Here is a 15,654-nt window from a genome sequence, read left to right as displayed (position 1 = left end):
GATGCACCATAACAATTTCGAATAGGTGACATTTAGCGGAATTATTCTGATTTAGCTAAATCATCAGCTTGCTGAATAATCCGCACCACTCTAAAGCCCCAATTGCTGGCTTGGAGATTGGGTTCCGCTCGATAACGTGTGGCGCTTCTACCCACTCGAGGGATGTCAAACCAAGACCCACCGCGCAATACTCTGTTGTCACATTGGTTAGCAAGCCAGACTTGATTTTTACTCGGCGCGCCCTCGTAGGAGTCGTGATAACAATCTTCCACCCATTCAGCGACGTTTCCGTGCATGTCAAACAAGCCTAGTGGATTACTGGCTTGGCTGCCAACAGGCGCAGTAGAAACACCGTCCCATTGACTGCCGCAGCTGTCACAAACACTGTAGCCCGGCTTAACGGTATTACCGTACCAGAAAGCGGTGTTTGAATCGGCGCGGGCAGAATATTCCCATTCTATTTCGGTCGGCAGGCGATATTCTTCTTGTGTTTGATCGGATAGCCAGACGGCATAGGCTTTGGCATCGTACCAGCTGACATTGATGACGGGGCGCTGTCCTCGGCCCCAATCATTATCAGGCGGTAATTCTCGTCCAGTGGCTTTGGCAAACTTGTCATATTGATCAAAGGTGACTTCGTATTTGCTAATATAGAAGCCTTTAGGGATATCCACTTCATGAACGGGCTTTTCGTTGTCGTCTCCCATTCTATTTTGATCGCCCATCATAAAGGTTGCTGGCGGAATTTTTTCTATCTTGGGCGCAGTGCCACCGGATAGAAGAGGCTCCTCTAATGTTTGTGGTAGCGCTTCGAATGACGTTGGTGGCTTTGCTTCTGGAATAGCAGGCAGTGGCGTGACGAGGTTTTGTTCAGTTTTGCTCTCAGGCCATAATATCGCTGCGGCCACTAATCCCGTGATCAGTACGGCGCCAATAGCAACCGTTTTTCGAGGTGTATTACGAACGTAGCGTTTAATCGCTCGCTTGGTTGTCGAACGGTCGCTGACTTCTGGCTTGTAGAGGTTCGCACGAAGCATTCGAATGACTTCGGTTAAGGATTTTGGCCTATAGCGCTCGCTTTCACGACTCCATTTTAGTAACCGATTCCATGTGGCGTCGCTTAAGTTGGGGTGACTGTCTGGTAAGCTTGTACTGAAGTCTTTGTCTAAAATGGATTCACCCAACAAGGCCGCCATTAGCAGTTTCATAAAGGCGAAACGGTCCGATGATGTTGTGCGCTTTTGCTCTTTCTTTAAATACTCCGGCGGAAGCAGGCGAGCGTCCATGACGCTGTCATCAATTCGGCTCATCCAGTTATGTGCGCCAAACCCCGTCATCAAGCCCAAGCCATTGACGACATGAATGGCACTTAAATCTAAGTGCCCATGTAACAAGCCGTTACGATGAACTTGATCCAATGCTTTGGCAATATTGTCAAACAGGCTAATGACAACATTCAGCGGTGCGCCATCAGGGTATTTGCCTAAAAAGCTATAAAGGTTCTCGCCACCACACACCGCCGAGCATGAAAATACCCATAAGTTAGAATAAAACGGCGGATAGTTGGGCGTGATGGCGGGGTGTTTGACGCTTGCGTACTTTCTCGCATTTTGTAGAAAGTCTTCCACCTTGCCCTTGTTCGACTGGAAAAAACGCAGCACGAAAGGGCGTCCACCTTGGTCGACTACCCATGTGGTTTTGTCACCATCCATGGGATAGTTCAAAACATAAGGGTCTAGTTCGACACCAACATGTTGGCCAATCTTTAATTTTTTAGGGTCATAAAAATCATTCATTACGAATTTGATATCCAAATCAAGACGTTGCTGCCTAAGTGGTTAATAATGCGTATAATCACGTTTTTTAACACAAAAAGGTAGAGTAATGTTATCTGCGTATCCTGAGCTTGTTGAATTTCTTCCGTGCCAATCTCCTGAAGCATGGGTGAATTGGGCGATTGAGAATCAAACCTTGCTATTAAATGATCATGCTCATTGTGAAAAAAAAGCGGCCTCAACCGCCATGAGCTTAATGTATCGCTATGTTGATCGCGATAACTTGCTGCATAAAATGTCTCGTTTAGCGCGTGAAGAGTTGCTGCACTTCGAACAAGTGCACAAGTTGATGCGAAAACGTGGCATAGCTTATGAGCATTTAACCGCCTCACGCTATGCTGACGGAATGCGTAAACATATTCGGACTCATGAGCCCGCGCGCCTTGTTGACACCCTAATTATTGGTGCATTTGTTGAGGCGCGCTCTTGCGAACGCTTTGCTATCTTAGCACCGCATTTAGACGAAGAGCTGTCTAAATTCTATATTTCATTGCTTAAATCAGAAGCACGTCATTTTGAAGATTACCTAGAGCTTGCACAAGAGTACGCGAATGAATCGATTGATGAGCGAGTGGCTTTTTTTGGTGAATTAGAACGCCAGCTAATTATTGAACCGGATGTTGAATTTCGAGTGCACAGTGGACCACCAGCGAGCGCGTAATACATTACAAAATGCCACAAAGCATTTGATATTCAACATGGAGACTTTTAATCGGACTGCTACACTCATTGTATAAACTTGCTATTCTGGAGAATAATGATGGGGATGCATAAAAGTGAAACACTTCCAGATGTTACTTATTGGCTAGCCTTAGAAATTGCAAAAGTGGACCCCGTAGTGGATCTTGATGTGATGTACAAGGGCTCTCTAGAGCTCGATTTTTTGTATCAGCTGTTAACGACAAAAGTGCAGCAGCATTGGTGGCAGTCTTATGGTGTTCAACTCAGTCCGGTGATTGTCAATAACGCCTTTTTCCGTGCGGTTGCCATGCTGCACAACCGCAATATTGAATTTAATCGTTCCCGCAATGCAGAAGAAACAGTGTGGGTAAGAGAGCTACTGTCTAAGAGAAATCAAAGACCATAAAGCGAGCTGTGCTGTGACACATGCAAGATGGCTCAAAGAGACTTGCAACGTAGCAGCCATTTAGTCAATTGAAACCCCATTTTATCGCTGAGCTTTTGTGCTGAAGCTTTTAGCTCTTTGGCATTGTCATGGTTCATGCGTTTGCCTGCGATGATCACCCAGTTGCCACTGCCAGTATCTAATGCTCGGACATCATTAAAGTGTTGTTTGATGATGTCTATTAGGGCTTGATTGTTTTTATGATCAACCCAGCAGTTGAGTGCTAACCAACCCTCTTCTTTGATGTTGTTCGCGCAGTGTTCAATAAAGCTTGCTTGCAGAACAGATCGGTCCATTCCTTCAGTGTTGTAAAGGTCTGTCATTAGAATATCGACTTTTTTAGGCAAACCTGCTGCTATGTAGTCGATGGCATTGGCGACGTCCAAAGTGATGCGTTTGCCTTTGGGGAGCTTGAAATACATTTCCGCGGCGTCCATCACTTCTTGACGTAATTCCACCGCCGTAATATGAATGGCAGGCACGGTATGGTGAAGCGCGTGAAGCAAGGTGCCACCGCCAAGCCCTAAAATACACACGCGTTTCGGTTCGCAAAACAGCAGAGGCAACATCATGGCTTGGGTGTATTCGTGTTGCAAAATATGCGGTGTTGATAGCCGAATTCGGCTTTGCTCGTCACCCTCAGCAAACGACAAGATGCGATATTGGCCATCATCAAAAACGCGAATAGGGCCCAATTCATCGGCGCTGTCATGTAGTAGGTTTTGGTGACTCATGGGTTTCCTTCAAAATAATAGAAAAGGCTCGACAGTCCGAGCCTTTTTAGGGTCAAAGTTTTTAGAGTTAAAATGTTTAGGGTTAACGTTGCTTGTTAACCGCCGCCGTTGCTTCCCTTAGGTGCTTCAAGATAGCTTGTGCTGGGTGGGGAATCGCCACATGATCAAAGCGTTTTACTTGGCTACGACAAGAATAGCCGGTAGCAACTAATTTTCCGAGTAAACCTGGGGCGGCCACTTTTTCTTTCCAAGACAAATCATAAATTGTTTGAGAAGTTGCTTTATTGGCAGTCTCATGACCATAAGTGCCCGCCATACCACAACAACCGACGTTTTCGACCTTTAGTTCAAGACCTAAAATGCTGTAGATTTTTTGCCAATCCTGAATAGACGCAGCCGCATTGGTTTTTTCGGTACAATGCGTCATCAAATGGTACGTTGAGTGGTCGCACATTAATGGCTGTTTAATCAGGTGTTCGCTTTTTTTCATTAGCCATTCTTGCATTAATTGGATGTTAGGGATTTGCCGACTGTTGCTGAATTCCTTGGTGTATTCCGCCCGATACGTCAGTGTCATAGAAGGATCAATACCAATAAAAGGCAAACCATAGAAAGCCAAACTTTGTAGCATGTCGAGATTTTTACGCGCCGTTTTGTTAAAGGCTTTCATGAAACCATGTACATGCAAGGGTTTGCCGTTCGGCATGTAAGGCGCGAGATAAGCTTGAAAACCAAGACGGCTCAGCATTTCCATGGTATCTAGCACCAGCTCGGTTTCAAAATAACTGGTAAAAGCATCTTGCACGACAATAACGGCGCGGGCTCTGTCTTTTGGGCTTAAGGCTTCAATTGCCAATGGCGTGGCCAAGCGGATACCACGACGAGACATTTCTTTTTTAAGGTTGAGCGTGCTCAGTTTTGGGTTATCCGCTAAGCCAAGGTATTTGCTGCTAAAGTGATTCAGCCAACGGCGGCTGACTAACCAATTATAAGGCTGCGGAAATATTGCCAAGGTTGGCAGCATAAATTCTAACGAGCCAATAAGATAATCTTTGGCTGGTCGCAAATAGCGGCTGTAGTAAAGTTCTAAAAATTTTGCTCTGAACTCTGGTACATCGACTTTGATGGGGCATTGACCCACGCAAGATTTACAGGCTAAACAGCCCATCATGGAATCGTGAACCTCGTGTGAAAAATCATAGTCACCACGACGTTTCGCCAAGGTGTTTTTCAGTTTGGGCAAAAAGCTAAATAGAAAGTGACTGTCTTTGGCGTCTTTGCTCGCTTGAACCGTATCGACACCTTGCTGACTCATGTCACGCAGCCATTCGCGCATTAAAGAAGCTCGGCCTTTTGGCGAATGACGGCGATCTCGCGTGCCTTTCCAAGAAGGACACATGGCATCATTTGGGTCGAAGTTGTAGCAGGCACCGTTGCCGTTGCAATACAGGCCTGCTTGAAACTGATCACGGTTCTGAATTGGAATCTGGCGATCAAATTGACCACGCAATGGCACCGCATCGATTTTTAATAAATCCGCACCGAGTTCAAACGGCGTGGCGATTTTACCCGGATTCAATTGGTTTCTGGGGTCGAAAGCGCCTTTTATTTGTTGAATGCTAGGGTAGAGTTCACCAAAAAATGCGGGGGCGTATTCAGAACGTACCCCTTTGCCATGTTCGCCCCATAACAGACCATGGTATTTTTGCGTCAGTGCAACCACCTTGTCAGTAATTTCACGGATCATTGGCTCTTGGGATTCGTCTTTCAGATCAAGCGCTGGACGTACATGTAAGACGCCTGCGTCAACGTGACCAAACATGCCATATTGCAGATGATAACTGTCTAAAACCGCACGAAACTCCATAATATAGTCCGCCAAGTTTTCTGGCGGTACGGCGGTGTCTTCAACGAAGGGAATAGGGCGTTTTTCGCCTTTGGCATTGCCCAACAAGCCAACGGATTTTTTGCGCATGGCCCACAATGTATTGACCTTGTCGTGTCCCATGGCGATGGTGTAGCCCAAAGCACTGCTGCCGTTTTTCTTTACTAAAGTGTCTAATTTGTCGGTGAGGATTTTAATTTTATCGGCGACTTCTTGTTCATCAAAGCCGGTGTATTCGACTAGGTTGATCCCTTGAATGTTTTCTCCGGCTTTTTCGGGGAAAAACTCGGCAACAGAATTCCAGATGATGTCGCCTTTAGCGAGCCCCAGTACTTTGGAATCGACGGTTTCAATAGAGGTGGGTTTAGCGGCTAATAATTCTTGGGCATGGCGTAACGAGCCTTCAAAGCTGTCATAACGAATATTGACGAGAGCCGCATACGTCGGAATGGTCAAAAGGTTTACTTTGGCTTCAACAATAAAACCTAATGTTCCCTCTGATCCACAGAGTATCGAGTTCATATTGAATCGACCATCTTCGCTACGAATGTGCGCTAAATCGTATCCGGTCAAGCAACGGTTAAGTTCTGGGAAGGTGTCTTTGATTGCTTGGGTTTTGTTCTTTTGAATGCTATCGACAACACGGTGAGCATGCGCGGAATAATCGCTACCGCTTTGTATGCTAGCAAGCGTTTCATCATCGATAGGAGAAGATTCTAGTAAAAAACCATCTAACAACACGGTCTTGAGTGACAGCAGATGATCGCGGGTTTTGCCGTACATTACCGAACCTTGGCCGCTGGCGTCGGTATTGATCATGCCGCCAATCGTTGCTCGGTTACTGGTAGACAGTTCCGGCGCAAAGAACAAACCGTGGGGCTCGATGGCTTTATTAAGCTGATCTTTGACCACACCGGCTTCTACACGAGCCCAACCTTCCTCTTGGTTGATTTCCAAAATGCGATTCATGTGCTTGGACAAATCTACCACCAAGCCATCGGTAAGTGATTGGCCGTTGGTGCCAGTGCCGCCGCCACGTGGGCTTAATACGATGTCGTTAAATTCTGCTTGATTAGATAACCGCACCAATAGCTGAATATCTTGCGCATTCTTTGGGTAAATGACCCCTTGCGGTAACACTTGATAAATAGAGTTGTCGGTTGACAGCACCACACGGTTGGCATAATCCGGATGACTGTCTCCTGAGAATCCTGACGCTTTCAGGCGCTCGATAAACGAAAGGTATTTGGCCTGAATGGGCGAGACTTCAGGAAGCGTTGGAATCATATTTCATCTCCACAAATGATGAGTGCGCCGATTTTAACAAAGAAATGTCCACTAGAGCGATTTTTATGCGTGGAAAAAAGTGTGTGATAAGACGCTAAAAACTCATGTTATTATGCAAGGTATCTACTTTTTCTGTCATTGGGTTTAATTGTGTCTTTTATTCAGCCAATCATCTTACCACCAGCTTGCCAGCAATCGTCCGGTGCTCAATATGAGTTAGACATTTATCGTGGTGATCTTGAACATGCGAATGCGCCGGGTAATAAATGGCATAAGCTGCAGCATCATCTTAACGTCGCCGAACAGCAGAATGCCTCCGTGATTGCGACCTTTGGTGGGCCGTTTTCAAATCATCTTCATGCCTTTGGCAAGACGCTCAACTGCTTGCCTTTTAACGCGGTGGCGGTGGTTCGAGGTGAATTACACCCCATGCTGACACCCACATTAAAAGATATGGTGAAGGATGGGGTGGAATTGTGGCCAGCCTCGCGGTCGGACTATCGACTTGGCATGGGTTCACAAATAGTGAATGAAATAAATGAGCGCTACGCTAATGTCTACTGGATTCCCGAAGGGGGAGGCGGGGAGCTTGGCGCCTTGGGCTGTCAGGATTGGGCGAAAGACATAAGCCGTATGGATGACAAATACGATGCTTGGGTGGTGTCGTCTGGTACGGGTACCACCGCGGCGGGTTTATTGTCTTATCAACATACTCCCGATTTGCATGTTTTCAGCGCGTTAAAAGGTGAGCCGAGCCAAAGAGCCTTGATTTTAGAGATGGCGAATACATTAACGGCCAAGCCACGCCCTAGGGACGCTGCCGATAAAACGTCAACAAGGCTCGATAAAAAGTTATTTTTTCATGCGGATTGCCATGAAGGTGGCTATGCGAAACACAGTTCGGCGCTTATGACATTTTTACGAGAATTTGCCGAGGCGAACCCAAATCAAACGCTAGACCCAGTTTACACTTGCAAAAGTATGCTCGCTATTTTTAAGGCGATGCAAGCGGGCGCATGGCCGTATCGGCGTACCTTATTTATTCATACTGGCGGTTTACAAGGTTGGCGAGGTTATTCATCAGACAGTAATCCATTTGTGCGTTCTTAACGAGATGGCGAGAGTTGGCTTCTTCATGTTAAAGTGGCGTCAATAAAACCCACGCTGAACAATAAAAAAACCGCTATAACAATACGATGGGTTGCTTTGTTTACATCGACAGACGGGAAGAGAATGACACATGAGTCTTTTTAGACGTGTTGGTATTATAGCTCGGTTAGATAAACCACAGGTTCTTGACACGGTTAAGAAACTGATGGAATACCTGCAAGAAAAAAGCATCGCGCCAGTACTTGAAGATCAGTTGGCGACCATGATGCCCGGCGTAAAAGTGGCGTCAGCGCCTTTAAAAGAGCTGGGTGATCATTGCGATATGGTGATGGTTGTGGGGGGGGATGGTAGCTTTTTAGGCGCCGCCAGAGCGATATGCAATTATGACATTCCGGTATTGGGGATCAACCGAGGCACCTTGGGTTTCTTAACGGATATCTCGCCTCACAATCTGCAAGAAGAATTGGATCCGATTTTTCGAGGTGAATATCACGAAGAAAAGCGCTTCATGATAGAGGCGAAAATTAAGCGCCAAAATCGCCCCAGCGGTGAAGGCATCGCGCTGAATGATCTGGTACTTCATCCTGGTAAATCCGCTCGAATGATACGTTTTGACTTGTTTATCGACGATCAGTTTGTGATGAACCAAAAATCCGATGGTCTGATCGTGGCCACACCGACCGGATCAACGGCTTATGCCTTGTCGGCTGGTGGGCCCATTATGCTGCCTAAGTTAGATGCGTTGGTTTTGGTTCCTATGCATCCGCATACCTTAAGTAATCGTCCGATTGTGATTGATGCGAATGCGCGCATTCGTATTGTGGTTAGTGAGTCCAACCTGACTTACCCGAGTGTTAGTTGTGATGGTCAGCTGAATATTACGGCGGCGCCGGGTGATGAAATTTATATCACCAAAAAGGCGGGCAATATTCGACTTATTCATCCCAAAAATCATGATTTTTATAATGTCTGTCGCGATAAATTAGGATGGCAGACCAGTTATCGCCCTTGATTTGCCGTGTTGTGGCCGACATTTTCTTATTATTTGGCAGAGGAATTTTCTTTAGAGTCTTATGTATTTTGTTTATCAGTTCAAAGAAACAGAAGACCCTAAAGGGTTAAGCGAAGCATTATGGCGGCACAAGGTGGCGCACCAAATTATCGCCAAGCAGGGGAGTGCTGAGTTGTGGGTCTTAGATCCAGGTCAGTTGCCAGCGGCCGAGCAATTGATCAGCATTTGGCAAGATGACCCTGCTTTACTGCAGCAAGCTCAACCTGCTGCCGTTACTGGGGTGTCGTCTCGAAATAAGCTCTTTTCTCAGCTCAAAATAGCGCCTGTCACCAGCCTACTTTTGTTGCTCACGTTGTTGGTCGCGCTGATTACTCAGCTTGGTGCCGACATCAAAACCGTGGGTTATTTTGCCATTAGTCCGTTTGATATAAGAAACGGCCATATTTATTTTTATGATTTGGCAGAGGTCTTTTCTAAAGGTGAATATTGGCGTTTTTTCACGCCCGCCTTACTGCACTTTAGTGTGCTTCACCTTATCTTTAATACCTTATGGGTGTGGGATATCGGTAGAAAGCTTGAAGGTCTTTTGGGCTCAATGTGGTGGAGCATCGGCGTTGTCATTATTGCCGTGCTGAGCAATGTTTTGCAGTATCAAATAAGTGCTTATCCCTTGTTTGGTGGTTTATCCGGTGTGGTATACGGCCTAATCGGCTTTGCTTGGCTATTGCCGATTTTGAGCAAACGTTGGCCCACTATTATCAGTAAACCATTAATGGTCTTTTTTACGGTCTGGTTAGCCATAGGCTATACGCCGTTCCCAGAAATGCTAGGTCTAGGCAGCATAGCAAACACGGCCCACAGCATTGGTTTGCTGTCAGGCTTAGTGCTGGGTGTTGTTTACTGGCTTGCGACCAAACATCGACAGAGTTAAATCTACAATGCCGCCTTATATTTTAATCATAACAGCCTGTTTAAACGCAGGGAGATAAGATAAATGAATTTTAAAGAAATGATCGACAATATGTCACCGGAAGTATATGTCAAGTTGAAGCAAGCGGTAGAGCTTGGCAAATGGCCTAATGGCGTGCGATTGACACCAGAGCAAACAGAGCTGTGTCTACAAGCCGTGATTACCTACGATTACAGCAACAAAGAAGAAAAAGATCGAGTCGGTTATATTGATACCGCTGGGCATAAAAGTTTGGGCAAAAAAGAATCTACCGAAGAGCAAGATACGATTAAGTGGGTTGGTGACGGTCCTGAGGGTCAAGTTTGATGTTACAGGGCAATCTCAAAAAAATGTCGACGGAAGTTCGCGACGGTAAAGTCTATTATCATCTTAACCTTGGTCATGAGCGCGTGACGGTTAACGATTTGTTAGGCCAAAAAGTGTCTTTGCATCTTGATGGCGTCATTCATTGCGTTAATTGTGGCAAGGTAACCAAAAAATCCTTTAGCCAAGGTTTTTGTTTCAATTGCTTTCGCAAGCTAGCGGCCTGTGACACTTGCATTATGAGCCCAGAAAAATGCCATTTTCACTTAGGGACTTGTCGTGAACCCGAATGGGCTGAGCAGTATTGCATGCAAAGCCATTATGTCTATTTGGCCAATTCGTCGGCGTTGAAAGTGGGCATTACTCGCGGCGACCAACTGCCGACACGATGGATCGATCAGGGGGCGACACAGGCCCGACCGTTGTTTCGAGTACAAAACCGCCGGATGTCTGGTTTAGTCGAAACTTTATTTAAAACCCAAGTGGCGGATAAAACCAATTGGCGCAATATGCTCAAGGGGGCTTCTATTGAGATGGACCTTGAGCATGAGCAAGAGCGTTTGATTGACCAATTGTATGAAGGTTTGGACTCGTTACAACATGAGTTTGGCTTGCAGTCCATCACTGATTTATCCGATGAAAATGAAACGCACGAGTTTATTTATCCTGTTTTAGAATACCCAACCAAAATCACCAGCCTTAACGCAGAAAAAACACCACTTATTGAAGGTACCTTGATGGGCATAAAAGGCCAATATTGGATACTAGATACAGGTGTGATCAACATTCGTAAATACACAGGTTATCAAGCGACATTGAACTTTTAGGAGAGAGCACATGAAAGAGAGCCAACCTTCCGCGATTTATTTAAAAGATTATAAAGTTCCTCCTTTTCTGATTGATAAAACAGAGCTCACTTTTGATTTGGATGAAGCGACAACGATTGTGACTTCGCGCCTGCATATGCGTCGTAATCCTGCCTTTGGAAAATCAACAGCGCCATTGATTCTGGATGGCGGCGAAGACGTGAAACTGATCGGTGTCGCCATGGACGATTACCCCTTACCAGCAGAAGAGTATCGCATCAGTGAAGACAAACTGATTATCACGGCGACCGCGGATGAATTTATTCTAACGTGTGAAACCTTGATTGAGCCGCAAAATAATACGCGTCTTGAAGGTTTATACCGTTCATCTTCGATGTTTTGTACTCAGTGCGAAGCGGAAGGCTTTCGCCACATTACCTATTATTTAGATCGTCCCGATGTGATGTCGGTGTTTACTACCACCATCATCGCCGATGAATCTCGTTATCCGGTTATGTTATCGAACGGCAACGAAGTAGAGCGGGGCAAAACCGATGAAGGCAAAACGCTTGTAGTGTGGCACGACCCATTCCCAAAACCGGCCTATCTTTTTGCCTTGGTTGCCGGTGACTTGGCGGTGAAAAACGATGTGTTTACCACACAAAGTCAGCGCGATATTACACTGCAAATTTTCACCGAGTCGCACAATATCGATAAAGTCGATTACGCGATGGAAGCGCTGAAACGCTCCATGCGTTGGGATGAAGAGGCTTACGGGCGCGAATACGATCTGGATGTTTTTATGATCGTTGCCGTGGATGATTTCAATATGGGCGCGATGGAAAACAAGGGGCTGAATATTTTCAACTCGTCATGCTTGTTGGCTAGCCCAGAAACCACCACAGATGATACCTATTTACGCGTAGAAGCCATTGTTGCCCATGAATATTTCCATAACTGGTCCGGTAACCGTGTCACCTGTCGTGACTGGTTTCAGCTGAGCTTAAAAGAAGGCTTCACTGTATTTCGCGATCAGACTTTTTCGGCTGACATGCATTCTGCAACGGTGAAACGTGTGGAAGATGTGTCCTTCCTAAAAACGGCTCAATTCGCAGAAGATGCTGGCCCAATGGCGCACCCTGTGCGTCCTTCTTCATTTATTGAGATATCCAATTTTTACACCTTAACCGTGTATGAAAAAGGCGCGGAAATTGTCCGCATGATTCATACGCTGTTAGGCGCCGAGAAATTCCGCGCTGGTTCGGATTTGTACTTTGACCGCCATGATGGACAGGCTGTCACTTGTGACGACTTTTTAGCGGCCATGCAAGACGCCTCTGGGGTGGATTTGTCTCAATTTAAGCGCTGGTATTCCCAAGCGGGCACACCGGTCGTCATCGTCACCGATGCTTTTGATGAAGAATCTGGAACCTACCGTTTAACGATGAAACAAGACACCGCTGCCACGCCAGCGCAACCGACTAAGTTACCGCTGCATATTCCAGTGCGTGTCGGCTTGCTTGATGAGCAGGGCGCGGCTTTGTCTGCAACCGTTAATGGTATTGCTGCAGACGATCATGTTTTGCATTTAACGGACAGCGAACAGGTGTTTGAGTTTACCGGTTTAACGTCTCGTCCAGTGCCTTCTTTGTTACGTGGTTTTTCCGCGCCAGTGAAATTACGTTATGATTATTCTGCTGCCGATTTATTGTTATTGATGTCAGCGGATTCTGATGGATTTAATCGTTGGAGTGCTGCACAGCAATTGGCAGTCAATGAATTAACAAGCTTGATTGACCAAGCGATTAAAGGGGACGATTTATCCATCGACTCGCAATTAATTCATGGCTACAAAACCTTATTAAACGACGCCAGTTTAGACCCTGCCATGGTTGCCTTGATTCTTGCTTTGCCAAGCCAAGCCTACTTGTCTGAATTGGCCAATCCTATTTACCCTGCCGCGATCAAACAAGCACGCCAATATTTAAAAACTCAGCTAGCCGGTGCATTGTCGACGGACTTTGAGCGGGTTTACCATGAGCATAAAATCCAAGGCGCTTATCAGGCAACGGCGCAAGACATTGCGCATCGTTCATTGAAGAACATGGCCTTATCTTATTGGCTAGAGTCAGGCAGTGAGCTTGCTCAGCAAACGGTGATAACGCAATTCGAATCCGCAGACAATATGACGGATCAGTTTGCTGCGCTTTCTATTTATGTGAACTCTATTTCTGTGAACTCGATTGCGGTCAATACACAGCATTCTAAGGCGGCTGAATTGTTAGCGGCCTTCTATGAACAATGGCAGTCTGAGCCATTAGTCGTGAACAAATGGCTGATGTTAAGCGCGAGCCAAGAGAACGACAATGCATTGGCAACGGTAAAAACTTTGATGGAGCATCCTGCTTTCGATCTGAAAAATCCTAATAAGGTACGGTCTGTGCTGGGTGGCTTTGGGCAGAGTGTGTCGGGCTTTCATAAAGCCGACGGCAGTGGCTATCAATTCTTGGCTGATCAAATCATTTTGCTAAACAAACGTAATCCACAAATTGCGTCTAGACTCTGTACGCCATTAACTCGCTGGAAAAAACTACAGCCGGAATTAAGTGCAAAAATGAAAGCAGAACTGGAGCGCATTTTGGCAGAGGATTTGTCTAAAGACGTTTATGAAGTGGTTTCTAAAAGTTTGGCGTAATAGGTTTGGTTCGTTTTTGTCTTGACCTAATCTTCTTTCGTTGATCTAACAATCGCCCCCTTGGTGTTTTTCCTTGGGGGCTTTTTATGCTTTACTTAACATGGCTTGATAATCTTTACTGGTTCTTTGCATTTTATACGTAAATCTGGCATAAGAGAGGTAACTTATTGTCGACCTTGAGTTTATTTAAGGAGCGAAAAATGAAAGCACGTACGACGATTTTGATTCCTATTACTTTAGGGCTGATGATATCGGCTTGCAGTACGTCTTCTCGTCAACAGACCGATAGCGTTATTGGATCAGAAGCCACTTCAATCGAGCCTCAGCAACAAGGATCAGCGACTAACAAAGACACAGAGTTGAATGAAACGTTGCAGGCTAAGTTGTCCCAGATTGATTCTCTCAAGCAGCAGTTAGCGGATAATCAACAGCGCTTATTGACGTTAAATCAGTCACTAGATGAAAAAGACGCAACAATCGCTGAATTGCAAAAAAACGCCACCAATGCGGAAACACTCGCCGCCTTAGAAGAGCAAAAAAATCTACGCCAAGCCTTGGAGTCACGCTATGCGGCCCTGAAGCTTGATAATGATTTGCTTAATCGCCGTATCAATCAACTGGAAAATGAAAACACGTCTCTCACGCAGCAAGTGAGCCGTTTAGAGCAAGCGCCAACCGCGGAAGACAATTTTCAGCAGCGCTATTTTAGCTTACTAAGAGAAAATACCCGACTGCAGCAGAAATACGCCAACCTTGAATCCGACAATCAACGTAATCAAAGGCGTCTGGCCGCGTTAAAAAAAGAAAACTTGATGTTAGGTGGTGCATTGTCTGAAGCAAGAGCTCAGCACCAAGTGTTGTGGGATAGAATACGCCATTTGAGTGGTGAAAAGGTGGCTCAAGAAAGCGACCTATCGACTCATGAGTCGCCAATATCTGAACCGCAGACCGTTACTGACACTGAGTCGCAAGAGGCTTCTTTTGACGTCGGTGCAGCAGATTATGACACTGAAAATAGCAGCATGCGCATGGACATTGCGAGCCTTCAGGAACAAGTAGAGAACCAAAAATATCTCATTGATGAATATCGTAATGATATTTTAAAATTAGAAGCAGCATTGGATGAAACTGCCAATTACGAATCTCGTTGGCAAGCGCTAGACACTAAGCTGGCTCAAGCTCAGCAGAATAACCTGCTTTTATCTGAGCAGTTGAGTATCGCCCAAACGCGATTAAACTCCAGTCAAACTGAGTTGAATACGCTTTCTGCGAAGCTAAGCAACACACAGCAGGCGCTTGAGGCAAAAGAAAATAACAGTATTTCTATGGCCGCTGTCATGGCGTCATTGGAGTCTCAATTCAGTGCAAGGTTGCAAAATGTACAGTGGCAATTACCGAATGAAATGGCACTGCATAATACCTTTGAAATTCTTGTCTCGGCCACCGTGCAACCGGCGTCGTCAGGGCAAACTTACTTGGCAGAATTGGTCACCGATAGCGCTATTCAAATGATGAGCGATCCTGTCGTGAGCGTGGTTGCTGAGGATGGTCGACTACAATGGCGCTGGCGTGTGTCTGGCTTAAATGAACGACCAGAAGCGCAATTGAATTTATTTGTTAGTCAGCAAGTCAATGTACAAGATCAGATAATACAAAGACAAATTCACCGAGGAGAAGAAACGCTCTCTTTAGTGAATACAAATTGGCTTGAAAAATACGGTTATTGGGGCGTCGCTATCCTATTAGGATTACTGGGCGGTTTCTTGATAGGGCGAGTCAATAAAGCTAAAAACAACATTTGATGGCTCGGTTCATCTATTTGATAACTTGATAGGCAGCGTGCTAATTGCAAAGGATTAGCGCGCGACTATTTCCACCCTCGAATCATTCA

The 15,654-nt window shown here is 45.7% G+C and carries 12 protein-coding genes; 9 read left to right on the top strand and 3 right to left on the bottom strand.

What is annotated here, in order from left to right:
- Nucleotides 1-41: 41 nt before the first annotated feature.
- Nucleotides 42-1,796, bottom strand: coding sequence for a formylglycine-generating enzyme family protein (locus J8N69_RS16375; RefSeq protein WP_168822300.1), 1,755 nt, complete (start codon nt 1,794-1,796; stop codon nt 42-44).
- An 88-nt stretch (nt 1,797-1,884) separates the two neighbouring features.
- On the opposite strand from J8N69_RS16375, the gene miaE reads away from it, so the two are divergent.
- Together miaE and J8N69_RS16365 are read left to right on the top strand one after the other, a co-directional pair.
- On the top strand, nt 1,885-2,496 hold the full coding sequence (gene miaE / locus J8N69_RS16370; protein ID WP_168822301.1) for a tRNA-(ms[2]io[6]A)-hydroxylase: 612 nt from the start codon (nt 1,885-1,887) through the stop codon (nt 2,494-2,496).
- A 96-nt stretch (nt 2,497-2,592) separates the two neighbouring features.
- A complete protein-coding gene (locus J8N69_RS16365) occupies nt 2,593-2,922 on the top strand; it encodes a hypothetical protein (RefSeq protein ID WP_227803918.1) in 330 nt (109 codons plus the stop codon).
- A gap of 32 nt (nt 2,923-2,954) precedes the next feature.
- On the opposite strand, the gene J8N69_RS16360 is transcribed toward J8N69_RS16365, so the two are convergent.
- Nucleotides 2,955-3,695: a spermidine synthase gene (locus J8N69_RS16360; protein ID WP_168822303.1), complete on the bottom strand. Its 741-nt coding sequence runs from the start codon at nt 3,693-3,695 to the stop codon at nt 2,955-2,957.
- An 82-nt stretch (nt 3,696-3,777) separates the two neighbouring features.
- Nucleotides 3,778-6,867 (bottom strand): D-2-hydroxyglutarate dehydrogenase YdiJ, encoded by a 3,090-nt coding sequence (gene ydiJ / locus J8N69_RS16355; protein WP_168822304.1) that lies wholly within the window; start codon nt 6,865-6,867, stop codon nt 3,778-3,780.
- Between the two features lie 150 nt (nt 6,868-7,017).
- Here ydiJ and J8N69_RS16350 point away from each other — a divergent pair, with 150 nt between their 5' ends.
- The 7 genes from J8N69_RS16350 (at nt 7,018) to J8N69_RS16320 (ending at nt 15,565) form a co-directional block, all read left to right on the top strand.
- Entirely contained in the window at nt 7,018-7,977 is a 960-nt protein-coding gene (locus J8N69_RS16350) for a 1-aminocyclopropane-1-carboxylate deaminase/D-cysteine desulfhydrase (protein WP_168822305.1), read from the top strand.
- Nucleotides 7,978-8,107: 130 nt separating this feature from the next.
- A complete protein-coding gene (locus J8N69_RS16345) occupies nt 8,108-8,989 on the top strand; it encodes an NAD(+) kinase (RefSeq protein WP_168822306.1) in 882 nt (293 codons plus the stop codon).
- A 61-nt stretch (nt 8,990-9,050) separates the two neighbouring features.
- Complete coding sequence (locus J8N69_RS16340) at nt 9,051-9,920, top strand: rhomboid family intramembrane serine protease (protein ID WP_168822307.1); 870 nt, start codon at nt 9,051-9,053, stop codon at nt 9,918-9,920.
- A 63-nt stretch (nt 9,921-9,983) separates the two neighbouring features.
- Nucleotides 9,984-10,265 carry a YeaC family protein gene (locus J8N69_RS16335; protein WP_168822308.1) on the top strand — a complete coding sequence of 94 codons (282 nt, stop codon included), beginning with the start codon at nt 9,984-9,986 and terminating at the stop codon, nt 10,263-10,265.
- The gene (locus J8N69_RS16330) at nt 10,265-11,089 is read left to right on the top strand and encodes a DUF2797 domain-containing protein (protein WP_168822309.1); all 825 of its coding nucleotides are present in this window, start codon (nt 10,265-10,267) and stop codon (nt 11,087-11,089) included. Before J8N69_RS16335 ends, J8N69_RS16330 begins: the two co-directional genes overlap by 1 nt.
- Nucleotides 11,090-11,099: 10 nt before the next feature.
- Nucleotides 11,100-13,763, top strand: coding sequence for an aminopeptidase N (gene pepN, locus J8N69_RS16325; protein ID WP_168822310.1), 2,664 nt, complete (start codon nt 11,100-11,102; stop codon nt 13,761-13,763).
- Nucleotides 13,764-13,963: 200 nt separating this feature from the next.
- Nucleotides 13,964-15,565: a coiled-coil domain-containing protein gene (locus tag J8N69_RS16320; RefSeq protein WP_168822311.1), complete on the top strand. Its 1,602-nt coding sequence runs from the start codon at nt 13,964-13,966 to the stop codon at nt 15,563-15,565.
- Nucleotides 15,566-15,654 lie beyond the last annotated feature (89 nt).

The organism is Marinomonas profundi, from assembly GCF_020694005.1.
Taxonomy (GTDB): Bacteria; Pseudomonadota; Gammaproteobacteria; order Pseudomonadales; family Marinomonadaceae; genus Marinomonas; species Marinomonas profundi.
This window is presented reverse-complemented; position numbering and strand designations above follow the sequence as displayed.